Origin of the sequence: Georgenia sp. TF02-10 (genome assembly GCF_022759505.1) — a bacterium.
In the GTDB taxonomy this organism is placed as follows: domain Bacteria; phylum Actinomycetota; class Actinomycetes; order Actinomycetales; family Actinomycetaceae; genus TF02-10.
The window spans coordinates 2,844,629-2,866,224 of record NZ_CP094289.1 but is presented as its reverse complement, the minus strand read 5'-3'; the positions used below and the strand labels follow the sequence as shown (position 1 = coordinate 2,866,224).

General features: G+C 75.0%; 22 protein-coding genes. 13 read left to right on the top strand and 9 right to left on the bottom strand.

Translation table 11 applies throughout. The features are described 5' to 3' along the window. Positions 1 to 156 precede the first annotated feature (156 nt). From murA to MF406_RS12940, 4 genes are all read left to right on the top strand, one after another. Positions 157 to 1,500: a UDP-N-acetylglucosamine 1-carboxyvinyltransferase gene (gene murA, locus MF406_RS12955; RefSeq protein ID WP_242894448.1), complete on the top strand. Its 1,344-nt coding sequence runs from the start codon at positions 157 to 159 to the stop codon at positions 1,498 to 1,500. A 491-nt stretch (positions 1,501 to 1,991) separates the two neighbouring features. Beyond that, entirely contained in the window at positions 1,992 to 2,504 is a 513-nt protein-coding gene (locus tag MF406_RS12950; RefSeq protein WP_305852955.1) for a DinB family protein, read from the top strand. 19 nt (positions 2,505 to 2,523) lie between these two features. Then, positions 2,524 to 3,456 (top strand): cation diffusion facilitator family transporter, encoded by a 933-nt coding sequence (locus tag MF406_RS12945; RefSeq protein ID WP_242894432.1) that lies wholly within the window; start codon positions 2,524 to 2,526, stop codon positions 3,454 to 3,456. A 9-nt stretch (positions 3,457 to 3,465) separates the two neighbouring features. Further along, entirely contained in the window at positions 3,466 to 4,326 is an 861-nt protein-coding gene (locus MF406_RS12940) for a 1-acyl-sn-glycerol-3-phosphate acyltransferase (RefSeq protein WP_242894429.1), read from the top strand. Positions 4,327 to 4,411: 85 nt separating this feature from the next. Here MF406_RS12940 and MF406_RS12935 read toward each other — a convergent pair whose 3' ends face one another. From MF406_RS12935 to MF406_RS12910, 7 genes are all read right to left on the bottom strand, one after another. Beyond that, positions 4,412 to 4,945 carry a gamma carbonic anhydrase family protein gene (locus MF406_RS12935; RefSeq protein WP_242894426.1) on the bottom strand — a complete coding sequence of 178 codons (534 nt, stop codon included), beginning with the start codon at positions 4,943 to 4,945 and terminating at the stop codon, positions 4,412 to 4,414. Between the two features lie 80 nt (positions 4,946 to 5,025). Next, positions 5,026 to 5,739 carry a hypothetical protein gene (locus MF406_RS12930; protein ID WP_242894423.1) on the bottom strand — a complete coding sequence of 238 codons (714 nt, stop codon included), beginning with the start codon at positions 5,737 to 5,739 and terminating at the stop codon, positions 5,026 to 5,028. A gap of 354 nt (positions 5,740 to 6,093) precedes the next feature. Next, a complete protein-coding gene (locus MF406_RS12925; RefSeq protein ID WP_242897785.1) occupies positions 6,094 to 6,627 on the bottom strand; it encodes a sugar O-acetyltransferase in 534 nt (177 codons plus the stop codon). 154 nt (positions 6,628 to 6,781) lie between these two features. Next, positions 6,782 to 7,336, bottom strand: a complete 555-nt coding sequence (locus MF406_RS12920; protein ID WP_242894420.1) for a hypothetical protein — start codon at positions 7,334 to 7,336, stop codon at positions 6,782 to 6,784. A 226-nt stretch (positions 7,337 to 7,562) separates the two neighbouring features. Then, positions 7,563 to 7,739, bottom strand: a complete 177-nt coding sequence (locus MF406_RS12915) for a hypothetical protein (RefSeq protein WP_242894417.1) — start codon at positions 7,737 to 7,739, stop codon at positions 7,563 to 7,565. A gap of 16 nt (positions 7,740 to 7,755) precedes the next feature. Further along, complete coding sequence (locus tag MF406_RS19130) at positions 7,756 to 8,211, bottom strand: RDD family protein (RefSeq protein ID WP_371744492.1); 456 nt, start codon at positions 8,209 to 8,211, stop codon at positions 7,756 to 7,758. A gap of 599 nt (positions 8,212 to 8,810) precedes the next feature. After that, positions 8,811 to 9,977, bottom strand: a complete 1,167-nt coding sequence (locus MF406_RS12910) for a PLP-dependent aspartate aminotransferase family protein (protein ID WP_242894414.1) — start codon at positions 9,975 to 9,977, stop codon at positions 8,811 to 8,813. 226 nt (positions 9,978 to 10,203) lie between these two features. Here MF406_RS12910 and MF406_RS12905 point away from each other — a divergent pair, with 226 nt between their 5' ends. Further along, on the top strand, positions 10,204 to 11,493 hold the full coding sequence (locus MF406_RS12905; protein WP_242894412.1) for a D-alanine--D-alanine ligase family protein: 1,290 nt from the start codon (positions 10,204 to 10,206) through the stop codon (positions 11,491 to 11,493). Positions 11,494 to 11,597: 104 nt separating this feature from the next. On the opposite strand, the gene MF406_RS12900 is transcribed toward MF406_RS12905, so the two are convergent. Beyond that, positions 11,598 to 12,173, bottom strand: a complete 576-nt coding sequence (locus MF406_RS12900) for a DUF3515 family protein (protein ID WP_242894409.1) — start codon at positions 12,171 to 12,173, stop codon at positions 11,598 to 11,600. Positions 12,174 to 12,295: 122 nt separating this feature from the next. Between MF406_RS12900 and MF406_RS12895 the strand changes: the two genes are divergently transcribed. From MF406_RS12895 to MF406_RS12880, 4 genes are all read left to right on the top strand, one after another. Next, positions 12,296 to 13,285 carry a thiamine-phosphate kinase gene (locus tag MF406_RS12895; RefSeq protein WP_242894406.1) on the top strand — a complete coding sequence of 330 codons (990 nt, stop codon included), beginning with the start codon at positions 12,296 to 12,298 and terminating at the stop codon, positions 13,283 to 13,285. A gap of 172 nt (positions 13,286 to 13,457) precedes the next feature. Next, the gene (locus MF406_RS12890) at positions 13,458 to 14,243 is read left to right on the top strand and encodes an alpha/beta fold hydrolase (protein ID WP_242894404.1); all 786 of its coding nucleotides are present in this window, start codon (positions 13,458 to 13,460) and stop codon (positions 14,241 to 14,243) included. Positions 14,244 to 14,301: 58 nt separating this feature from the next. Continuing rightward, complete coding sequence (locus MF406_RS12885) at positions 14,302 to 14,706, top strand: pyridoxamine 5'-phosphate oxidase family protein (RefSeq protein ID WP_242894401.1); 405 nt, start codon at positions 14,302 to 14,304, stop codon at positions 14,704 to 14,706. Between the two features lie 39 nt (positions 14,707 to 14,745). Then, positions 14,746 to 15,759 (top strand): adenosine deaminase, encoded by a 1,014-nt coding sequence (locus MF406_RS12880; RefSeq protein WP_242894386.1) that lies wholly within the window; start codon positions 14,746 to 14,748, stop codon positions 15,757 to 15,759. A 106-nt stretch (positions 15,760 to 15,865) separates the two neighbouring features. Here the strand turns inward: MF406_RS12880 and rpmB are convergent, their stop codons facing one another. Then, complete coding sequence (rpmB, locus tag MF406_RS12875) at positions 15,866 to 16,057, bottom strand: 50S ribosomal protein L28 (protein ID WP_242894384.1); 192 nt, start codon at positions 16,055 to 16,057, stop codon at positions 15,866 to 15,868. A gap of 232 nt (positions 16,058 to 16,289) precedes the next feature. Here rpmB and MF406_RS12870 point away from each other — a divergent pair, with 232 nt between their 5' ends. From MF406_RS12870 to MF406_RS12855, 4 genes are all read left to right on the top strand, one after another. After that, entirely contained in the window at positions 16,290 to 17,483 is a 1,194-nt protein-coding gene (locus tag MF406_RS12870) for a transposase family protein (RefSeq protein WP_242894381.1), read from the top strand. A 196-nt stretch (positions 17,484 to 17,679) separates the two neighbouring features. Continuing rightward, positions 17,680 to 19,983 (top strand): ATP-dependent DNA helicase RecG, encoded by a 2,304-nt coding sequence (locus MF406_RS12865; protein WP_242894378.1) that lies wholly within the window; start codon positions 17,680 to 17,682, stop codon positions 19,981 to 19,983. Positions 19,984 to 20,328: 345 nt separating this feature from the next. After that, complete coding sequence (locus tag MF406_RS12860) at positions 20,329 to 20,904, top strand: helix-turn-helix domain-containing protein (protein ID WP_242894376.1); 576 nt, start codon at positions 20,329 to 20,331, stop codon at positions 20,902 to 20,904. After that, positions 20,901 to 21,434 carry an SRPBCC domain-containing protein gene (locus MF406_RS12855; protein ID WP_242894374.1) on the top strand — a complete coding sequence of 178 codons (534 nt, stop codon included), beginning with the start codon at positions 20,901 to 20,903 and terminating at the stop codon, positions 21,432 to 21,434. Before MF406_RS12860 ends, MF406_RS12855 begins: the two co-directional genes overlap by 4 nt. Positions 21,435 to 21,596: the final 162 nt, after the last annotated feature.

The window sequence follows — 21,596 nt, the reverse complement described above, 5'->3', positions numbered from 1 at the left end:
TCGTGCAGCCGGCAACGCCCGGCCAACCGCAGTCGTGGCGCAGCCGACACCGTGTCGCGCTGACCCGCGGAGGGGTCCCGACGTATCCTGGGCTGTCGCTGCCACCGCTGCGGCAGCGTTTCCGAGGCCCCGTCCGGCGGGGCAGGTGAGGTGGGCATGAGCGGGCTCCTGACGGTCGAGGGCGGCACCCCCCTGCACGGTGAGATCACCGTGCGCGGTGCCAAGAACTTCGTCTCCAAGGCGATGGTCGCCGCCCTCCTCGGCGAGACCCCCTCGGAGCTGCGCAACGTCCCCGTGATCAGCGACGTCGAGATCGTCGCCGGGCTGCTGCGGCTGCACGGGGTCACCGTCGACTACGACGTCGAGGGCGGGGTGCTGCACCTGGACCCCTCCAACGTGGAGTCCGCCCACGTCGCCGACATCGACGCCCACGCCGGCTCCTCCCGCATCCCCATCCTCTTCTGCGGCCCGCTGCTGCACCGGCTCGGCGAGGCCTTCATCCCCGACCTCGGCGGGTGCCGGATCGGGGACCGGCCGATCAACTACCACCTGGACATCCTGCGCAGCTTCGGCGCCGTGGTGGACAAGCAGGTCCAGGGCATCTACATCACCGCCCCGCTCGGGCTGCACGGCACCCGGATCGAGCTGCCCTACCCCTCGGTCGGCGCCACCGAGCAGACCCTGCTCACCGCCGTGCGCGCGCAGGGGCTCACCGAGCTGCGCAACGCGGCGACCGAGCCGGAGATCATGGACCTCATCGCCGTCCTGCAGAAGATGGGCGCGATCATCTCCGTGGACACCGACCGGACCATCCGCATCGAGGGCGTGGCGCACCTCGGCGGGTTCCGGCACACCGCGCTGGCGGACCGCATCGAGGCCGCCTCGTGGGCCTCCGCCGCCCTGGCCACCCACGGCGACGTCTTCGTCCGCGGCGCCAGCCAGCCCGAGATGATGACCTTCCTGAACACCTTCCGGAAGGTGGGCGGCGCGTTCGACGTGCGCGAGGACGGCATCCGGTTCTGGCACCCGGGCGGGGACCTGCGCTCCATCGTGCTGGAGACCGACGTCCACCCCGGCTTCATGACCGACTGGCAGCAGCCCCTCGTCGTCGCCCTCACCCAGGCCGACGGGTTGTCCATCGTGCACGAGACGGTCTACGAGAACCGGTTCGGGTTCACCGAGGCCCTGCGCGGCATGGGTGCCACCATCCAGGTCTACCGCGAGTGCCTGGGCGGGCTGCGGTGCCGGTTCGGCCAGCGCAACTTCCTGCACTCCGCCGTCGTCTCCGGCCCGACGCCGCTGCGCGCGGCCGACATCGACGTCCCGGACCTGCGGGGCGGGTTCTCCCACCTGATCGCCGCCCTGGCGGCCGAGGGCACCTCCCGGGTGCGGGGCATCACGCTCATCAACCGCGGGTACGAGAACTTCCTGGGCAAGCTCGAGGCGCTCGGCGCCCGGGCCACCATCGCCGACCCCGCCCCGGCCGTCGCCGCCCGGTAGGGGCGGGGCGGACTGCCCCGGCCCGAAGGTCGGGGCGGGCGGAGTGCCCGCGCGGGTAGCCGACGGCGCCCGTGCAGGTGGCGGCCGACGGCGCGCGGCGACCTCGACTCGAAACTAGCGAACTCGTGCAGCCGGACGGTGTCGAGTTGGCCAGCTCGAGCCGAGTTCGCTAGTCCCACGTAGCGAACTCGGCGCTCAACCTCGAACTCGGCATGAACCTGCGAACTCGCGGCCGGGCCGGGCGCGAGGAGTCGGGCGCTGGGGTGGTGCCAACGGTGTAGGTGGCTCACGCGGCGGCTTGTCACGCGGTGCCCCGGTCCCGATGCCCTGGCGTCCGACGGCGCCCGCGCGGGGTGGCGCGGCGACGGCGCCCCGGGACGATGGGAGCCGACGGCGCCCCCGCGGGTGGCGGCCGACGCGCCCGTGCGGGTGGCGCGGTAAGCCCGCCGCCCGCGATGCACGGCCCGCACCGCTGGACCACACTGGGCGCCATGAACGTCTCCGCGCTGCTCACCGATGCCTACGCCCGCGTCCCCGAGGAGGCCCAGCAGGTCCTCGACGGGCTCACCGACGACGAGCTGACCGCCCGGATCGACCCGGCCGCGAACCCGATCGCCTGGCTGGTGTGGCACCTGGCCCGCGGCGAGGACGCCCAGATCGCCGACGTCGCCGGCAGCGAGCAGGTGTGGACCAGCGCGGGCTGGCAGGAGCGGTTCGGCCTCCCGTTCGGCCCGGGTGACACCGGCTACGGCCACACCAGCGACCAGGTGGCCCAGGTCCGCGCCCCCGCCGACCTGCTCACCGGGTACCTCGACGCCGTCCACCGCCGCACCAGCGAGTACCTCGCCGGCCTCACCGAGGCGGACCTGGACCGGGTGGTCGACGAGGCGTGGGACCCGCCGGTGACCCTCGGGGTGCGGCTGGTGAGCATCGTCGCGGACGACCTGGAGCACCTCGGCCAGGCCGCCTACGTCAGGGGCATCCTGCTCCGGGCCCGCGGCTGACCCCGGCCGGCGGGGCACCGTGAACGTCACCGTCATCCTCGCCCTCGGCGCCAACCTGCTGGTCGCCGTGGCGAAGACGGTGGCCGGGTACATCACCAGGTCGGCGTCGATGGTGGCCGAGGCGGCCCACTCCTGGGCGGACACCGGCAACGAGGTCTTCCTCCTGGTGGCCGACCGGCGCGCCCGCCGTCGTCCCGACGCCGCCCACCCGCTGGGGTACGGCCGCGAGGCCTACGTCTGGTCCATGTTCGCCGCGATCGGGCTCTTCGCCGTCGGCGCGGGGGTCTCGATCACCCACGGCGTCCAGGAGCTTCTCGACCCGGACCCCGCCTCGGACTTCGTGGTCGGCTACGTCGTGCTCGGGATCGCGTTCGTGCTCGAGGGCACCTCCTTCTTCCAGGCCGTCCGGCAGGTCCGGCGGGAGGCCCGCCGGGCGGACCGGGACCTGCTCGAGCACGCCCTGCAGACCTCCGACCCCACCCTGCGGGCCGTGTTCGCCGAGGACGCCGCGGCGCTCATCGGCATCGTGCTCGCGGCGGCCGGGCTGCTCGCGCACGACCTCACCGGCTCACCGGTGCCCGACGCCGTCGGCTCCATCGCCGTCGGCGTCCTGCTCGGCGTGGTCGCCCTCGTGCTGCTGGACCGCAACCGGCGGTTCATCGTCGGCGTGGAGGCCTCGGCGTCGCTGCGCGGCACGCTCGAGCGGCTGCTGCGCGCCGAGCCGGAGGTGGCGGCGGTGAACTACCTGCACGTGGAGTTCGTCGGGCCCCGCCAGCTCTACCTCGTCGCCGGCGTGGACCTCACGGGCGACGCCGCCGAGTCCGCGGTGGCCACCCGGCTGCGTGCGCTCGAGCGGCGGCTGGAGGAGGAGCAGCTCGTGGTGGAGGCGGTCCTGACCGTCTCCCGCGGGCAGGAGGCGGTGGCGGCGGTCGACGGCGCAGGCCGTCCGTAGCATCGGGCCGTGGCCAGCCGCCGGAGGTCCGCCGCGTACCGGGTCGCCGCCGTGGTCGTCGTCGGCGTCCTGCGGCTGACCACCCGCCGCACCTGGCGCGGCGGGGAGCACCTACCGCGCACCGGCGGGTTCATCGCCGTCGCCAACCACGTGAGCAACTTCGACCCGCTCACCGTCGCGGACTTCCTCAACGCCCACGGCGCCCCGCCGCGGTTCCTGGCCAAGGACACGCTCTTCGACGTGCCGCTGCTGGGCGTGGCGCTGCGGGCGCTCGGGCAGATCCCGGTCCGCCGCGGTACCGACCGGGCCGCCGAGGCCCTGGTGGCCGCGGAGGCGGCGCTGGCGGCCGGGGAGTGCGTCGTCGTCTTCCCCGAGGGCACGCACACCCGGGACCCCGGCGAGTGGCCGATGCGCGGCCGGACCGGGGTGGCGCGGCTCGCGCTGCGGACCGGGGCGCCGGTCGTGCCCCTGGCGCAGTGGGGCGCGCAGCAGGTGATCCCGCGGTTCACCGCCACCGTCCACCCGTTCCCGCCGCGGCCGGTGGTGGTGGTGGCCGGCTCGCCGGTGGACCTGTCGGACCTGTACGGCCGGCCGCTCGACGCCGCGGTGCTCACCGAGGCGACCGCCCGGGTGATGGTGGCGATCACCGCCCTGCTCGCCGGGGTGCGCGGGGAGGTGCCGCCGGCGCGGCCCTACGACGTCCGGGTCGACGGCGACCCGCGGGCCGCGTACGACGCCGCCCGGGCGGCCCGGCGGGCCGAGCGGGCCGCCCGGCGGCGGGCGCGGGAGGTGCGGCGGCGCGAGCGGGTGGCGCGGCGGCGGGCGCGGGAGGCTCGCCGGCGGGCATGGGGAGCCCGGCGGCGAGCGTAGGCCGCCCGGCGGCGGGGAGCACAACGGAAGACGTGATCCCGGCAGCGAGCCGCCGGCGTCGCCGTCCGCCCGTTCGTGCGCGGGATCAGCCCTCGTTAGCGCCCAGCGCGTCGCGATAGCCGGCGGACAGCTCGACGTAGGTCGCGGCGTTGTCCCGGTTGCCGGCCACCTCCTGCGCGGTCAGCTCGCGGCGGACCTTCGCCGGGACGCCGGCCACGAGCGAGCCCGGCGGGACCTCGGTGCCGGCGAGGACGACGGCACCCGCCGCGACCAGCGACCCGGCGCCGATCCTGGCCCCGTTGAGGACCCGGGCGCCCATGCCGATCAGGCAGTCGTCCTCGATCGTGCAGCCGTGCACGACCGCGTTGTGGCCGATGCTGACCCGGGCGCCCACGGACACCGGGAACCCCGCGTCGACGTGGATGGTCACGTTGTCCTGCACGTTGCTGCCGGCGCCGATCGTGATCGACTCCTTGTCCGCGCGCAGCACCGCGCCGAAGTAGACGCCGGCGTCCGCGCCGACCCGGACGGCGCCGATCAGCGCGGCCGTGGGCGCGACGAACGCGGTGGCGTCGACGGCGGGGGAGCGGCCGTCCCAGGGGAGCACCAGAGCTGCCATGCGGTCAGGCTACTGACGTCCGGGCCCGCCCGTGGCGTCGGTGCGCGGCCGGGCCGGGCGGGCCGGGCGCCGTCGCGCGGTCAGCCGGCCTGGACGTCCACGACCAGCCGCGCCGGGTCGGTCAGGGTGAAGACCCGGAACGGACGCTGGGCGTCCAGCCCGAGGAACGCCTGATTGAGGCCCTCGAACACCCCGGTCACGTGGACCTCCGCCACGATGTCGTCGTCCTCGACGTCGATCTCCCCCAGGGCCATCTGCTCCGCCTCGCCCTCGGCCGGGTAGCGGGTGCCGCTGGCCACCACCTGGAGGACGGCGTCCCCGTCCAGGTCGACCTCGGTGCCCTTGGGGTCGTCGACGGCGGCGTCGACGTACTCCACCCGGTACCCCGGGGTGCCCGTGCCGGCGAAGTCGAAGACGACCCGCTCGAAGCCCGGGTGGCTGGCGACGCGGACCGTCGTGGGCAGCAGGTCCCCGCCGGCCGTCGGCCAGCTCGGGTCCTGCTGCGCCTCGGTGCTGAACGGCAGGTCCGGCTGCTCCGTCTCCGGCGCGGCGGGTGCCGTGGCGTCGTCGTCGGGCGTGGACGACGGCGAGGGCTGCTCGGTCGCCGGAGATCCGGTCGCTGTGGGCTCGCCGGTGGGGGCGTCGGTGGTCGGGGCGTCGTCGGTAGCGGTGACGGCGGCCGGACTGGAGGTGAGCGTCGCCGTCCCTGCTGGCTCCTCGCCGCCCGGCGAGCAGGCGCCGACCAGGGCCGCCGCGGCGACCGCCGCCGCCAGGGTTCGTGTGCTGCGTCTCATCGGTGCTCCTCGCCGTCCGGTGGCCGCGCCTCGACCGTCTGGGGCGACGGTAGCGGGCCGCGCCGGTGGCCGGGTCGAGAACCCGGCGGTGAGCACCACGGGATCCTCGGCCGCGCGTTCAGGGCCGTTCAGGGCGGGCACCTCGGGTCAGCGATGTTCCGCAGCGGGGGAGGGTTCGGCGATCGTGCGGACGGCGTTCCGCGTCGCCGACCGGTCGACGGGCTGGGCATCCAGCGCCCGGTGCAGCGCGCGGCCCGCGCGGAGCGCGTCGACCTGCCGGGTGACGGGAGTGTCGAAGTGACCCTCGAGCTCGCGACGGCTGCATCCCACCCAGCCTCGCAGGACGTCCTCTCGTCAGATGCTGCGGACGATCCGGGCCGGGTTGCCCACCGCCAGGCTGTTGGCCGGGACGTCCCGGGTGACGACGGCGCCCGCCCCGATCACGCTGTTCTCGCCGATCGTCACGCCAGGGCAGACGATTACGCCGCCGCCGAGCCAGACGTTGTCGCCGATGGTGATCGGCTTGGCTGCCTCGAACTTGTCCCGGCGCGGCTGCGGGTCGATCGGGTGCGTCGGCGTCAGCAGCTGCACGTTCGGCCCGATCTGGCAGTCCGCCCCGATGCGGATCTCCGCGACGTCCAGCGCGACGAGCCCCATGTTGACGAACGTGCGCGGCCCGATGAAGACCCGGCTCCCGTAGTCCACGTACACCGGTGCGCGCACGAAGGCGCCCGTGCCCACCTCGCCGAACAGCTCCCGCGCCAGCGTCTGGCCCGCCTCGGGATCCTCGTTGTAGGCCGCCAGGAACCGCGCGGACAGGCGCACCGCCTGCCGCTGCGCGGCGACGATCGTCGGGTCGTCGGAGATGTACAGGTCACCGGCCAGCATGCGCTCGTGGTTCGACCGCGGGTCGTCGGCGAAGTAGTCGATCGGTGCCGGGGCTTCATCAGTCACGTGGACGACCGTACCTACGCGTGCACGAGCGTCCTCACGCCCTCCCGGGCGCCGGTGCTCCCGGTCTGCGCATCCGAGGTCTAGGAGCTCAGGGGGTGAGCAGCGTTCGCCGCCGTGCTCGCGGGCCCGTGCGGCCGGGCCACGAGCCCTGACGCAGCTGGGCGGTCAGCGGCGCTGCGGCGGCGTGCGTGCGGGACCAGGCGAGGACGGCGGCGCAGCAGGTGACAGCGGCGAGGGTGAGTCCCCACGGATGGAGCTCGTAGGGCGGGTCACCGGCGCCGCCGAGCGCGATCACGGTGCCGGTGACGGTCCCTTGGACCATCACGATGGCGCCGGAGACGGCGAGGAAGACGATCGGACCGGCGACCGAGCCGACCGTCGCGGCGGCGAGAAGCGCGAGCGCGCACGTCAGGGCGATCGCGGCGGCGATGCTGACTGCCATGGCCGGGGTGTACATGAGGTGGAGCGGTCGGTCCTCGGTGCTGATGTCGGCGTACGTGCCGGGCGGCATGATCTCGGGCACGAGGTTGACCGCGGCCAGGATCAGTAGGGGCACCGCGGTGAACCCGGCGAGCAGGCATGCGGCCACGACGGCGGCTCGGCGGTGCAGCGGTCGCGGAGAGATGAGGTCGAGGGCCGGCATGCGAGCCGTGAGGCCCTGGGTGGCGATTGCTGATCAAAACTCGCCCTTCTTGAGGCCCTCGCCACCTCGGGCAGCCAGATCGTCGCTCGACCGTCGTCGGGCGCCGAGCCCACCTGTGAGGTGACGAGGACGGGCTCGGGGGAGGCGCGAGTGAGACAAGCCTCCCGATGGTCGCGCTCGCGTCGGGCAGGAGGGCGCGGTCGTCGCGGGCGAGGCAGACCGTGGCTCAGTCGTCCGGCTCGCAGATCATCTCCACGGCCGCCGCGGTGACCCGGTGCAGGTTCGGTGACACGACGGTGATCAGGGCGAGCAGTCCGAAGGGGATCGCCGCCGGCACGGCGGCCCGGGCCGTGTCCTGGGCCGAGCCGCGACGGACCACGGTGCCCGCCTTCATCGTGGCCACGAGGGCGAGCGGCTGATCAGTTTCTGACGGTCGTGTCGCCGCCTACTGATTCAACGCGAGTGCCAACTAGTTTGTCTGCAAACGTCCGACCTCGCAAGTCCCAAAGGGGCCAGAGAAATCCTAAACCTAGCGAGCCAAAATCCGCAAGGTGAGCAATATTGCGTAGGCCCATTCTCAGGCGAGACGCAGGTTCTCCAGAGAGCTCTCGGATTTGCAGCCGGACGAGGCGGTGGGTCAATGACTGACCGTCGCTCGTGAAGAGCGCGGACACGACCACGATCAGTCCGAAGGCAATGACGTCGGCTAGCCAGCCGGCGGGTCCCTCCGGGGCGGAGCGCCCCACGAGAAGGGTGCCCAACAACTGCGAAAGTAGCGACCAGGGCAAGATCATGCCTAGTAGGTACGCAATGACCCGCCTCCACCAGCATCGCAAGTTGGTCCCACTGACACCGCTCTGGGTGCCGCGGGCCATGGAACTTGGGCCGGTCATAGTACTCCGGCTTCCTCTCTGACTCCGGTAGATCAGGCGCTCCTGACGCCTTGAAGCGGACGGTACACGCCGTCAACGTTTGTGGCAATGGGTCAAAGAGTATTGGCATGGACAGGGGACAGCAGATCGGCTTGGCTCGCCCCACCCGGCGGCCGGGGACGTCTCGGCAGGCCGTGCGGGCAGCCGACGTGGACAGCGGCGAAGTTGTGAGGTTCGGCCTCGCCTACCAGCCGCGGCCCGCGCGAGAGGGTGGGCCAGGCGGTTGATCCTCCAACTACGCACCGCGGGGATCAACAGAACCGGTCGCCGAGCAGCAGCAGGCGGCGACGACCATCGACCCATCCGCGTATCCCTTGCTAGACCGGGGCCAGCCTCACCCGCCGTGGGTAGGAATGATCGTGCAGTCGGGCGACCGGCCCATGCTCAGGCCCCAACTGGTAGCGACGCCTCGAGGATGGCTCGTCCGCGCCGCGACCTCAGTTCGTACCAGCCGTGAGGATGTCGTCGGTTCGGGTCTCCCTCGGTTAAGGGGGTGGATGGAGCACCCGTAGCCAGGAGGTGTTGCCGTGACGGGCCGGCCGTCACCTCCCGGTGGCGACGTCCAGCGCCTGGTCGAGGTCCGCCCACAGGTCTGCGACGTCCTCGATGCCCACGCTCAGGCGCAGCAGGTCCGTCGGCACGGTCGGCGCCTCGGCGGCGAGGCGGCGCCGGCGCTCCAGGGTGGACTCCACGCCGCCGAGGCTGGTTGCCGGTACCCACAGCCGCACGGCCTCGGTGAGCGCGTCGGCCGCCGTCGCCCCGCCGACCGGACGCAGCGTGAGCACCGAGCCGAAACCCGTCATCAGGGCCGCCGCGCGGGTGTGCTGGGGGTGGCTGGGCAGGCCGGGGTGGACCACCTGGACCACCCGGGGGTCCGCGGCGAGCCGGCCGGCGAGCTCGAGGGCGCTGGCCTGGGAGCGGTCCACCCGCAGGGCGAGGGTCCGCAGCCCGCGCAGCGCCAGCCAGGCCTCCCACGGCCCGGCGACCGCTCCGCCGGTGGTGCGCCGGGCGTGCAGCCGGGCGCGCAGGTCGGGGTCGTCGGTGACGGCCACGCCGAGGAGGACGTCGGAGTGCCCGGCCAGGTATTTCGTGGCCGAGTGCACGACGACGTCCGCGCCGTGCGCGAGCGGGCGCTGGGCCAGCGGCGTGGCGAAGGTGTTGTCCACGACGGTCCGGGCGCCGGCCAGGCGGGCGGCGGCGACCAGCGCCGGGATGTCCGCCACCTCCAGCATCGGGTTGGTCGGGGACTCGATCCACAGCAGCCCGGCCGGCACGCCGTCGGCCGGCGCGAGCGCGGCGGCGACGGCGGCCGTGTCCGCGATGTCGACCTCCCGGACCACCGACCCCTCGCGCTCGGCCTGCTCCCGGGCGGCGGTCAGGGTGGCCAGGTAGGCGTGCCGCGGGACCACGATCGCGGTGCCGGGTGCGGCCAGGCGGAGCGCCGCGTCGACGGCGGCCATCCCGGAGGAGAAGACGAGCCCGGGCAGCTCGGCGCCCTCCAGCGCGGCCACCGCCTCCTCCAGTGGGGACCAGGTCTCGGTGGCGTAGCGCGCGTAGAGCAGCTCCGGCCCTGGTTCCCGGGTGGAGACGTAGGTGCTGGAGAGCACCACCGGCGGGTTGACCGGCGCGCCCTGGGTCCGTTCCGGGCGGCCCGCGGTGACGGCGAGGGTGGCGGCCGCGAGCTGGGCGGGGGAGTCCGAGGTGTCCACGACGACGAGCGTAGGTCGGCCGACGGGTTCGGGGCGCGCCGCGTCCGGGGACCGGCAGCCTCGCTCGCACCGGGACTGGGGCCACGCCGCTACGGGACCAGAACTGGCAGGGCAGGGCAGGGACGGCGACAGCGACGGCGGTCCGGTGACACGCGACCAGCGACACGGAAGCGGGCCCGCATGGCGTCCCGGAGCCTGCCGGGGGTGGCGGGTAGCCTCGCCGTCGATGAGCACCGATCCCGGCCCGGCCGCCCAGGAGGGCGCCAGCGCCCGCCCCGCGCCTGCCGCGCCCCCGACGGCCACCGCGCCCCCCGCATCCGCCCCCGTCAGCCCGGCCGCCGCCCCCACCGGGGCCACCGCCGCCGGCGCCCCCCGCCGGGTGCGGGTCGCCGTCGTCTTCGGGGGCCGCAGCGGAGAACACTCCGTCAGCTGCGCCACCGCCGCGAGCGTGCTGAGCGCCATCGACCGGGACACCTACGACGTGGTGCCGGTCGGGGTCACCCGGGCCGGGGAGTGGGTGCTCGCCCCGGACGACCCGGCCGCGCTCGCCGGGGGACGGGCCGAGGTCAGCCCGGCGGGGCCCCGCATCCTGCTCGCCCCCGGCCAGGGCACAACCCCGCTGGTCCTCGACGGGACCGGCGACGGCGCCCAGCCCACCAACGACGCCGCGCCCGCCGGCGCCGAGCCCGCACCCGTCGAGCTCGGCCCCGTCGACGTGGTCCTGCCGCTGCTGCACGGTCCGTACGGCGAGGACGGCACACTCCAGGGCCTGCTGGAGATGACCGGCGCCCGCTACGTCGGCTCCGGTGTGCTCGCCTCGGCCGCGGCGATGGACAAGCACTACATGAAGGTCATCCTCGCCGGGCACGGCCTGCCGGTGGGGCCGTACACGGTGATCACCCCCCGGCTGTGGCGCACGGACAAGGCCCGGGCGCTCGACGCCGTCGCCTCGCTGGACTTCCCGGTCTTCGTCAAGCCTGCCCGCGGCGGGTCCTCCCTGGGCATCAGCCGGGTGGAGCGGCTGGCGGACGTCGAGGCCGCCGTCGTCGCGGCCCAGCAGCACGACCCGAAGGTGATCGTCGAGGCTGGCGTGGCCGGCCGGGAGGTCGAGTGCGGGGTGCTGGGCGGGCCGGACGACGCCGAGCCGCGGACCTCGGTCCCCGGGGAGATCATCCTGACCGCCCCGGCCACCGGGTTCTACGACTACGACACCAAGTACCTCGACACCGACCCGCTGACCATCTCCGTGCCGGCCGAGCTGCCGCCGGAGGCCACCGACCGGGTCCGCGAGCTCGCGGCCGCCGCCTTCACCGCCCTCGGCTGCGAGGGGCTGGCGCGGGTGGACTTCTTCTACAGCCGCCCGGGCGAGGTGATCATCAACGAGGTCAACACAATGCCGGGCTTCACCCCGTTCTCGATGTACCCCCTGGTGTGGGAACGGTCGGGGCTGAGCTACCCCGAGCTCATCGACGAGCTGATCCGGCTGGCCCTGGCCCGGCCCGCCGGGCTGCGCTGATCGTAGGGCAGCGGCCCGGGAGGCTGCGCTGATCGGTACCCGGGCGGGCCAGGCGGCTGGTGGGCGGTGGCCCGGCCGGGCCGTCGCCGGGCGGGAAGGTCCGGTCAGCCGGCGTCGTCCGGGCCGACGCAGAACCGCTCCGCCGGGACGACCGCCACCGCCGGGGCGAGCTCGACCAGTGCGGCGGTGGGCTGCTCGCCGGCCTGCTCCACCGGCACGACGACCTCCACCGCCGGTATTCGCCCGTAGGTGACGAACGTCCACCCGCCGCGGCCGGCTGGGTCGTCGGGGGCGTCCTCCGCCTCGGCCTCGGTCTCGGCGTCCTCCGCCCCGGCGCCGGCGTCCTCGTCCGGCACCGCGATCCAGTCCACCGACTGCCCATCGGCCTCGATGCTCAGGCACCGGTCCGTCGTCGGGCCCGGCGGGCTCACCCCGCAGCGCAGGGTGACCGCCGGCTCCCCCCACGCGGTGGCCGCCTGGGCGGTGGTGGACCGGCGCTCGAGGCCGCCGAGGTCGTCCGGCGTGGCCTGCAGGACCTCCGCGCACACCGGCTCTCGCGCCTCCTCCCCGGGGGTCACGGACACCGGCGCCGCGCACCCGGCGAGCACTGCCGCGGCGACCAGCCCGCCGGCGGCCGGCCCGAGGGCCCGGCGACGGCGGGGGACGGGTCGGCGGGCCACGGCGCCACTGTACGGCGGGACCTGGGCGGGCCGATCGGGCGGGCCGGTCTTGGCGGCCCGGTGCGGCCCGGGCCGGCCGGCCGGTGCGGGCGCCGGCGGTCCCAGACCCTACGGTTGTGCGCGTGCGCCCCGACCGTCCCGTCTCCGCCCTGAACGAGGACGAGCTCATCGCCTCCTTCGTCCCCCTGCTGCCCCGCGGCCGGAACACCCTGGTGCCGACCGGTGACGACGCCGCGGTCATCGCCGCCCCCGACGGCCGGTTCTGCGTCTCCACCGACGTCCTGGTCGAGGGCCACCACTTCCGCCCGGCCTGGTCCACCGGCGCCGACGTCGGGTGGCGTGCCGCGATGCAGAACCTGGCCGACATCGCCGCCATGGGGGCCGAGCCGACGACGCTGGTCGTCTCTCTCGTCCTGCCGCCCGCCACGCCGGTGGCCTGGGTGCACGACCTCGCCCGCGGACTAACGGAGGCGTGCGGCCCGCTCGGGGTCGGGGTCGACGGCGGGGACCTCTCCGCCGGCGAGCAGCTCGTCGTCGCCGTCACCGTGCACGGGGACCTGGGCGGGCGGGAGCCGGTGCTGCGCTCCGGCGCCCGGCCCGGCGACGTCGTGGCCCACGCCGGGGTGCTGGGCCGCGGCGCCGCCGGGTACGCGCTGCTCAGCGGCGGCCGGCGCGGCGGGGCCGACGACGAGGATCTCGTCCGGGACTTCCTACGGCCACGCCCGGCGCTCTCCGCCGGCGTCGCCGCCGCCCGCGCCGGAGCCCGCGCGATGATGGACGTCTCCGACGGACTGCTGCGCGACGCCCGGCGCCTGGCCCGGGCCTCCGGCGTCGTGCTGGACCTCGCGCCGCCGGCCGACGCCGTCCCCGCGGCGGTAGCGGCGCTTGCCGACGCCGCCACCCGGCTCGGGGCGGACCCGGTCGAGTGGGTGCTCACCGGCGGGGAGGACCACGGCATGCTCGCGACGTTCCCGGCGGGGGTGCCCCTGCCGGCCGGCTTCATCCCGCTCGGCCGGGCCGACGAGCCGGCGCCCGGGCGACCCGCCGGCACCGTCACCGTCGGCGGGCGGCAGCCGCAGGTCCGTCCGGGGTGGGACCACTTCAGCGGGTGAGCTGGTAGCTGTCGGCCGAAGTATGCGCGGCTGATGCAGACCCGGAACCGGCCGCGTTCCACGTGCACGACCCCGGGGCCGCGCGTCCGCCCCGGCCGACGGCCGCCTCACGCCCGTCCCAGCCCGGCGCCGCCCGCGTGCACGCCCCGGACCAACGCCGCACCATGGGCCGATGCAGGCCCGGCTGGCGACCGGTGTCCGGCTCGCCTACGCCGCCCAGGGACCGCCGGACGGGGTCCCGGTGGTGCTGCTGCACGCCTGGGCGGAGTCCGGGGGCAGCTTCGATCTCCTCCGCCCCCGCCTGCCGCCCGCGCTGCGCGTCCTCGTCCCGGACCTGCGCGGCCACGGCGCCTCGGACAAGCCCGCCCACGGCTACGCCCTGCCGCAGGTGGCCGCCGACGTCGTGGCGTTCCTGGACGCCGTCGGGCTGCCGGCGGCCTGGCTGGTGGGCGCCTCCAGCGGCGGGTACGTGGCCCAGGCGGTCGCCGTCGACCACCCCGGCCGGGTCCTCGGGCTGGTCCTCGTCGGGGCGCCGCGCAGCCTGCGCGGGCGCCCGCCGTTCGCCGACGAGGTGGCCCGGCTGGTCGACCCGGTCGATCTGGACCAGGTCCGCCGCGTGCTCGGCACCCTCCCGGTGTCCCCGGCCGTGCCGGAGGGGTTCGTCGCGGCCCGCCTGCACGACGGCACGAAGATGCCCGCCCGGGTCTGGCGGGCCAGCCTGGACGGCCTGGCGACGGCGGTGCCGCCCACCGAGGCGGGGACGGTCCGCGCGCCGACCCTCCTGCTCTGGGGCGACGCGGACCACCTGGTGCCCCGCGCGGAGGTCGACCGGCTCCGCGCCGCCATCCCCGCCGCCGAGCTGCAGGTCTGCCCGGGCGCCGGCCACCTCCTGCTCTGGGAGCGGCCGGCGGACGTGGCGGCCGCCGTCGGCGAGCTCGTCCTGGCCCGTCCCTCGTAGGCTTGCCCCCGACGGGCAGGCGCCGCCTGCCCGCACCGCACCGGCGAAGGGCAGGGCCATGGCCGCAGACACCTACCTGGAAGTCCTCGGCCGGCAGGAGTGCCTCGCGCTGCTCCGCACCGCGCCGGTGGGCTGGCTGGCGTACCCGGCCGGGGACCGGGCGGGCCTGGTCCCGGTCAACTTCACGGTCGACGACGACGGCGTGGTGATCCGCACCGGGTACGGCGCCAAGCTGGCCGCGGCCGCCCACCACCAGATGATGACGTTCGGCGCCGGGTCCATCGACGGCGCCGGGCGCACCGGCTGGTCGGTGCTCATCACCGGCCGGGCCCGCGTGGTCGACGACGACGACCCGGCGGCCCTGTTGCTGGCCGCCCCCGAGCCGTGGGCGCCGGGCGAGCGGGACTCCCTGGTCGTCGTGCCGCTGACCGAGGTCTCCGGCCGCCGGATCGGGCGGGGCTGACCGGCGCCACCCGCGGGTGCCCCTGCCATGATGCGGGCCATGCCGACGCCGACGCCGCTGCCCACCGCCGAGCTGCACGTCCACCTTGAGGGGACCCTCGAGCCGGAGCACGTCTACGCCCTCGCCGAGCGCAACCGGGTGCGGCTGCCGTACGCCGACGTGGCGGACCTGCGCTCCCGGCTGGACTTCACCGGGCTGCAGCACTTCCTCGACCTGTACTACGCCAACATGGCGGTGCTGCGCACCGAGGAGGACTTCGCCGACCTCACCCGCGCCTACCTGCGCCGCGCCGCCCGCGGCGGGGTGCGGCACGCCGAGGTCTTCCTCGACCTCCAGGCGCACACCGCCCGCGGGGTGCCCGCCGAGGTCGTCCTCGCCGGCGTCACCGACGCGCTCGCCGCCGCCGAGCGCGAGCACGGACTGAGCGCCGGGCTGATCGTCACCTTCCTCCGCCACCTCCCGGGCGATGCGGCGCTGGCCGCCCTGACCGAGGTCCTCCGCCTGGACGCCCCGCTCCTCGGCGTCGGCCTGTGCTCCAGCGAGACCGGCTCCGCCGCCCCCTTCCGGGACGCCTTCGCGCTCGCCGCCGCCCACGGCCTGCGCCGGGTCGCGCACGCGGGGGAGGAGGGGCCGGCCGCGAACGTCACCGAGGTGCTCGACGTCCTGGGCGCCGAGCGGGTGGACCACGGCATCCGGGCGCTGGAGGACGACGCCGTCGTCGAGCGCCTGGCGGCCGAGCAGGTGCCGCTGACCCTGTGCCCGCTGTCCAACGTCCGCCTGCGGGTGGTCCGCGACCTGGCCGCGTACCCGCTGCGGCAGATGCTGCGCCGCGGGCTGCGGGTGACCGTCAACTCCGACGACCCGGCCTACTTTGGCGGGTACGTCGACGACAACATCCGCGCGCTCACCGCCGCGCTCGACCTCACCGCCGACGAGCTCGCCACCCTGGCCCGCAACGCGGTGGACGCCGCCTTCGTCGGCGACGCCCGCCGGGCCGAGCTGCGGGCGGAGGTCGAGAGCTGGGTCCGGGCGCGCCGGGACGAAGGGGCCTGATGTTGCGCGTGCGGCGCCCGCGGGTCTTTCCGACGGCGGTCGGTGCGGGTGGGAACGCCCGAAGGGCCGCCCCCGGGTGGGGGCGGCCCTTCGGGCAGGGGCAGGCTCAGACGGCGCGGGCGACCTTCTCCGCCTTCAGGCAGGAGGTGCACACGTTCAGGCGCTTGGGCGCGCCGTTGACGAGCGCGCGCACGCGCTGGATGTTCGGGTTCCAACGGCGGCTGGTCCGCACGTGGGAGTGCGAGACGCTCTTGCCGAAGCTCGGGCGCTTGCCGCAGACGTCGCAGGTGGCAGCCACGGTCGTTCTCCTGATCTTCTCGCTGACGCGCGGCGCTGCCGCACAGGGTCGGTGGGCCCGCGGCGCGAGGCGCCGGGACGGGCAACCGGACAAGAGTACCCGACCGCCGCCGTCAGCCCCAAACGCGACGAGACTCACCTAAGTTGCTCGCGAAACGGGTCGCGTGCCTCAGATGGGTTCTGCTCGCGAACCGTGGCCGCGGTGGTGGGCTGGCCGGATGGGTCGGTTGTCGATGGGTGCCAGGCGTGAGATCACCAAGCGGTACACGGCGAGCTACGCCGCGGCGGGGAAGAAGGACAAGGGCCGCATGCTCGATGAGCTGTGCGGGGCCACCGGGTGGTCGCGGGCCAACGCCCGCCGCGCGCTGGCCGCGGCCCGGGTCCGGAAGGGCCCGGCCCGGGCGGTGGTGCGCAAGCCGCGGGGGCGGGGGTACTCCTACGACGCGCTGAAGGTCCTGATCGAGGTCTGGACCCTGTGCGGGCAGCCGTGCGGGAAGTACCTGAAGGTGATCCTGGCCGAGTCCCTGGACGTGCTGCAGGCCCACGGCGAGCTGACAGCGGTGGCCGACCGGCTCACCGAGGAGGTCCGCGCCGAGGTGCTCGCGATGAGCCCGGCCACGATCGACCGCTACCTGGCCCCGACCCGGGCCGCCCGCTACCCGGGCGCCAAGGCCGCCACCAGGCCGTCGTCGACGCTGCGCAGCGAGCTGGCGGTGCGCCGCTCCACCGACGAGGCCGAGACCCGGCCCGGGTTCTTCGAGGTCGACCTGGTCGCCCACTGCGGGCACTCCCTGGCCGGGGAGCACGCCTGGACCCTGACCGGCACCGACGTGGTCACCGGGTGGACCACCAACCTGGCGATCAAGAACCGGGCGCACCGGTGGGTGGTGGCCGCCATCGACCTCCTCGCCGACACCCTGCCCTACCCCCTGGTCGGGCTGGACTCCGACAACGGCGGAGAGTTCATCAACCACCAGCTGGTGGCCTGGTGCGCCCAGCGGGCGGTGTTCATGACCCGGTCCCGGCCGCACACCTCCAACGACAACGCGCACGTGGAGCAGAAGAACGGCGACATCGTGCGCAGGAACGCCTTCCGCTACCGCTACGACACCCCCGCCGAGCTCGAGCTGCTGGGCGACTTGTGGGAGCTGGTCAACCTGCGCAAGAACTACCTGCTCCCGACCAAGAAGGTCACCGGCTGGCGCGAGACCCCCGCGGGGCGGCACGTGCGCACCTACGACGCCCCCCGCACCCCCTACCAGCGGGTCCTGGACTCCGGGGTGCTGACCGCCGAGCAGGCCGCCGAGCTGACCGCCGTGCGGGCCGAGCTCAACCCGGCCGACCTGACCCGCCGGATCACCGCCATCCAGGCCCAGCTCGAACGCCACGCCCGAGCCAAGACCCTCGCCCGCCGCGACGCCTCCTGACCGCCTACGCGAGCAGACCCAGCTGAGGCACGCGGTCCCGTTTCGCGAGCACCTTGACATGAGGCACCACGAACGCTGCTACCGGTGTCGGCCGCCACGAAGCGACGGCGGCGGGACGCCCCGTTCGCGCCCACGGCCGGTCGGTCGAGGCCGGTGCTGCCCCCGGGATGTCGCCGCCCCGCGCTAGCCTGCCAGCGTGGGCGAGGACGGGCGGACGGCGGGCACCGGGACACCGCCGGCGAGCGGCGCCCGGCACGACCCCGCCGTCGTCGGCGAGGGCACCGGCCCCCTCGGCGAGCCGCTGGCCAAGCTCGTCGGCGCCCCCACCGGACGGGCGCTCGGCAAGCTCGGCCTCGAGGTCGCCGAGGACCTGCTGCGGCACTACCCCCGCCGCTACGACCACCGGGCCGAGCTCTCGCCGCTGGGCCGGCTGCGGCCCGGGGAGGACGCCAGCGTCATCGCGCGGGTGGCCGCCGCGCACCAGCGACCCATGAGGAGCCGGCCCGGGTTCATCCTCTCCGTCACCATCACGGACGGGGTCAACCGGCTGGAGCTGACCTTCTTCGCCAAGCGCGCGCACGCCCTGACGTACCACCGCGAGCAGCTCCGGCCCGGCGTCACGGCGATCTTCTACGGCAAGGTCCAGGACCGGTACGGCACCCGCCAGCTCCTGCAGCCGGAGTTCGAGACGCTGCCGGACCTGGACGCCGAGGCGGCAGCCGTCGAACGGATCGACGCGCCGATCCCGGTCTACCCCTCCGCCGCCGGCGTGCGCAGCAGGGTGATCAGGGAGTGCGCCGGCGTCGTCCTCGACCAGCTCCGCCCGGAGGACGTGCCCGACCCGCTGCCCGCCGCCTACCGCGCGGCCCACCGCCTGCCCGGCCTGTACGAGACGTTCCGCCTGCTGCACCGCCCGCACAGCGACCGGGAGTGGCAGCGCGCCCAGCACCGGCTGCGGCACGAGGAGGCGTTCGTGCTGCAGACCGCGCTCGCCCAGCGCCGGGCGGTCACCCGCGCCCAGGTCGCCGTCGCCCGCCCGCCCAGCCCGGGCGGCATCCGGGAGGCGCTGCTGGACCGGCTGCCGTTCACCCTGACCGCCGGGCAGCGGGAGATCGGGGCGGTGCTGGCCGAGGAGATCGCCCAGCCGGTGCCGATGATGCGGCTGCTGCAGGGCGAGGTCGGCTCCGGCAAGACGGTGGTGGCGCTGCTGGCGATGCTCCAGGTCGTCGACGCCGGCGGGCAGGCCGCCCTGCTCGCGCCCACCGAGGTCCTGGCCCAGCAGCACCACCGCTCCATCACCGCCCTGCTCGGCCCGCTCGCCGAGGCCGGCCTGCTCGGCGGCGCCGAGCACGCCACCCGGGTCGCGCTGCTGACCGGCTCCCAGGGCGCCACCGCCCGGCGCCAGGCGCTCGCCGCCGCCGCCTCGGGCGAGGCCGGCATCGTCATCGGCACCCACGCCCTGCTCGGCGAGCAGGTCCAGCTCGCCGACCTCGGGCTGGTGGTGGTCGACGAGCAGCACCGGTTCGGGGTGGAGCAGCGGGACGCGCTGCGCGGCAAGGCCGCCACCACCCCGCACCTGCTCGTGATGACCGCCACCCCGATCCCGCGCACGGTGGCGATGACCAGCTTCGGGGACCTGGAGACCTCCACCCTGCGCGAGCTGCCGGTCGGCCGGCCCGGGGTCAGCACGACCGTCGTGCCGGCCTGGAACGAGCGGTGGATGCAGCGGGTGTGGGAGCGGGTCCGGGAGGAGGTGGACGCCGGCGGGCGGGCCTACGTCGTCTGCCCCCGCCTCACCCCGGGCGAGCAGGACGCCCCCGGCGTGGACGACGGCGTCGGCCCGGGTGTGACGGACCTCCTCGACCTGGTCGACGCCACCCGCCCGCCGGTGGCCGCGGTGCCCGACGTCGCCGCCCACCTCGGTGAGCTGCCCGCCCTGTCCGGGGTCGCCGTCGGGCAGATGCACGGCCAGCTCCCCCCGGACGCCAAGGACGCCGCCATGGCCGCCTTCGCCGCGGGCGCCACCCCGGTCCTGGTCACCACCACGGTGATCGAGGTCGGGGTGGACGTGCCGGACGCCACCGTCATGGTCATCCTCGACGCCGACCGGTTCGGCCTGTCCCAGCTGCACCAGCTCCGCGGCCGGGTCGGCCGCGGGACCCGGCCGGGGGTGTGCTTGGCGGTCAGCCACGCCCCGCCGGGCAGCGAGGCCGGCCGGCGGCTGGAGGCCTTCGCCACCACCCCCGACGGCTTCGTGCTCGCCGAGACCGACCTGCGGCTGCGCCGGGAGGGCGACGTCCTCGGCGCGGCCCAGTCCGGCCGGTCCTCCTCGCTGCGCCTGCTGCGGGTGCTCACCGACTCCACGATCATCGACGAGGCCCGCGCCGCCGCCCGCGACCTGATCGCCCGGGACCCGGAGCTGACCACCGAGCCGGCGCTGGCCGCCGCGGTGGCCCGGCGGGTGGACGAGGACGCCGCCGCCTACCTCGAGCGCAGCTGACCGGCGCCGCGGCCGGGGGAGTGGCGGGCCGACGGCGGCCGGACCGGACGCGGCTGGGGGAGCGGCGTGCCGACGGCGGCCGGACCGGACGCGGCTGGGGGAGCGGCGTGCCGACGGCGGCCGGACCGGACGCGGCTGGGGGAGCGGCGGGCCCGACGGCGGCCGGACCGGGCGCCCGGGCGCCCCGGCCAGGGCGTGGCCGGCGCCCGCGGCCCGCGAGCGGACAGCGCGCCCGTGGTGTGGCTTCCGTGTCTCGTGGCCGGGCTCTTCCGACGCTCGGCGGTGGCCTCCGCGCCTGCGGTCACCCCTTGACAACCGTAACTGTCAAGACCACGCTTGGCACCCATGGACGACGTCCGAGTACTCGCCGACCCGTCCGCCGTGGAAGCGGCGCTCGACCCGATCCGGGTCTCCATCCTCGACGCGCTTGATGAACCGGGTTCGGCGACCACGGTTGCAGCGAAAGTCGGACTGACCCGTCAGAAGGTCAACTACCACATGAAGGCGTTGGAGGCCCACGGGCTGGTCGAGCTGGCAGAGACACGTACCTGGGGCGGTATCACCGAGCGGTTCGTGCGCCGCACGGCGCGCCACCTCGTTGTCTCACCGAACGTGCTGCCCGGCGCCGCCATCGACCCCGACGAGGTCGCCGATCACCTCTCGGCCGGGTATCTCGTCGCGGTGAGCGCCCGGACCGTCTCGGAGGTGGCGGCGATCGCGAGCAGCGAGACAACCGGGACGCGCCTGCCGACCCTGACGCTCGACACGGTGATCGGCTTCAGATCGGCGGAGGACCGCGCCGCGTTCGCCACAGACCTGCAAGCAGCGGTCTCCTCCCTGGTCGCCCGATACCACCACGACGACGGGCGGCCGCACCGCCTGACCATCTCTTCCTACCCTCGACCGAAGGAATCATCATGAGCACGCCCGACCGGCCAAGACGTATCGAGCACCGTGCAGAGCGCAGTTTCGAGGTGATCGCGACCCCCGAGCAGGTGTGGGAGGCGATCGCCACCGCCGGCGGCATCTCCTCCTGGATGGTGCCGACCCGGCTCGACCCACGGGTCGGCGGAGAGGTGTCGTTCGACCTTGGGGACCTCACGACGACCGGAGTGGTCACGGACTACACACCGAACGTCCGGTTCGCCTACGAAGAGCCCTGGCCCATCGCCGACCGGATCGAAGATGTCCCGCCCCGGATGGTCGAGTGGTTCGCCAGCATCGGCGTGCCGCTCTCGACGGTGTACGAGGACCTCTCACTGACGACCCCGATCGCGACCGAGTTTCTCATCGAGACGGCATCCGGCGGTAGCTGTGTCGTTCGCATCGTCACGAGCGCCTACGGGAACGACGCCGACTGGGAGAACGAGTTCTTCGCCGAGATGGTCGCCAGCACGATCCCGATCTGGGACAGGCTCGCTGGCTACTTCACCGAGCTGGTGCCGCGATAACGATCGAACGATCGTTGCGAAGCCGGCCGTGAGCATCTGGCGGCACGTTCCCTCCGTCGCTCTCGCCGGGGCTGCTGGAGCAATCCGCGCCCCGGTCGTCGCCCATCGGCCGCGGTGGCCGTGCAGCCATCCGGGTCACGGTCGTCGCCATCGGCCGCGGTG

Bases quoted from the DNA above. Each gene is read 5' to 3' on its own strand.
- MF406_RS12935 (WP_242894426.1), bottom strand. From the start codon at position 4,945: ATGGCAGCTCTGGTGCTCCCCTGGGACGGCCGCTCCCCCGCCGTCGAC.
- MF406_RS12925 (WP_242897785.1), bottom strand. From the start codon at position 6,627: ATGCTGGCCGGTGACCTGTACATCTCCGACGACCCGACGATCGTCGCC.
- MF406_RS12880 (WP_242894386.1), top strand. From the start codon at position 14,746: ATGCCGACGCCGACGCCGCTGCCCACCGCCGAGCTGCACGTCCACCTT.
- MF406_RS19130 (WP_371744492.1), bottom strand. From the start codon at position 8,211: ATGGCCCGCGGCACCCAGAGCGGTGTCAGTGGGACCAACTTGCGATGC.
- MF406_RS12905 (WP_242894412.1), top strand. From the start codon at position 10,204: ATGAGCACCGATCCCGGCCCGGCCGCCCAGGAGGGCGCCAGCGCCCGC.
- MF406_RS12890 (WP_242894404.1), top strand. From the start codon at position 13,458: ATGCAGGCCCGGCTGGCGACCGGTGTCCGGCTCGCCTACGCCGCCCAG.
- murA (WP_242894448.1), top strand. From the start codon at position 157: ATGAGCGGGCTCCTGACGGTCGAGGGCGGCACCCCCCTGCACGGTGAG.
- MF406_RS12860 (WP_242894376.1), top strand. From the start codon at position 20,329: ATGGACGACGTCCGAGTACTCGCCGACCCGTCCGCCGTGGAAGCGGCG.
- MF406_RS12930 (WP_242894423.1), bottom strand. From the start codon at position 5,739: ATGAGACGCAGCACACGAACCCTGGCGGCGGCGGTCGCCGCGGCGGCC.
- MF406_RS12885 (WP_242894401.1), top strand. From the start codon at position 14,302: ATGGCCGCAGACACCTACCTGGAAGTCCTCGGCCGGCAGGAGTGCCTC.
- MF406_RS12870 (WP_242894381.1), top strand. From the start codon at position 16,290: ATGGGTGCCAGGCGTGAGATCACCAAGCGGTACACGGCGAGCTACGCC.
- MF406_RS12950 (WP_305852955.1), top strand. From the start codon at position 1,992: ATGAACGTCTCCGCGCTGCTCACCGATGCCTACGCCCGCGTCCCCGAG.
- MF406_RS12855 (WP_242894374.1), top strand. From the start codon at position 20,901: ATGAGCACGCCCGACCGGCCAAGACGTATCGAGCACCGTGCAGAGCGC.
- MF406_RS12920 (WP_242894420.1), bottom strand. From the start codon at position 7,336: ATGCCGGCCCTCGACCTCATCTCTCCGCGACCGCTGCACCGCCGAGCC.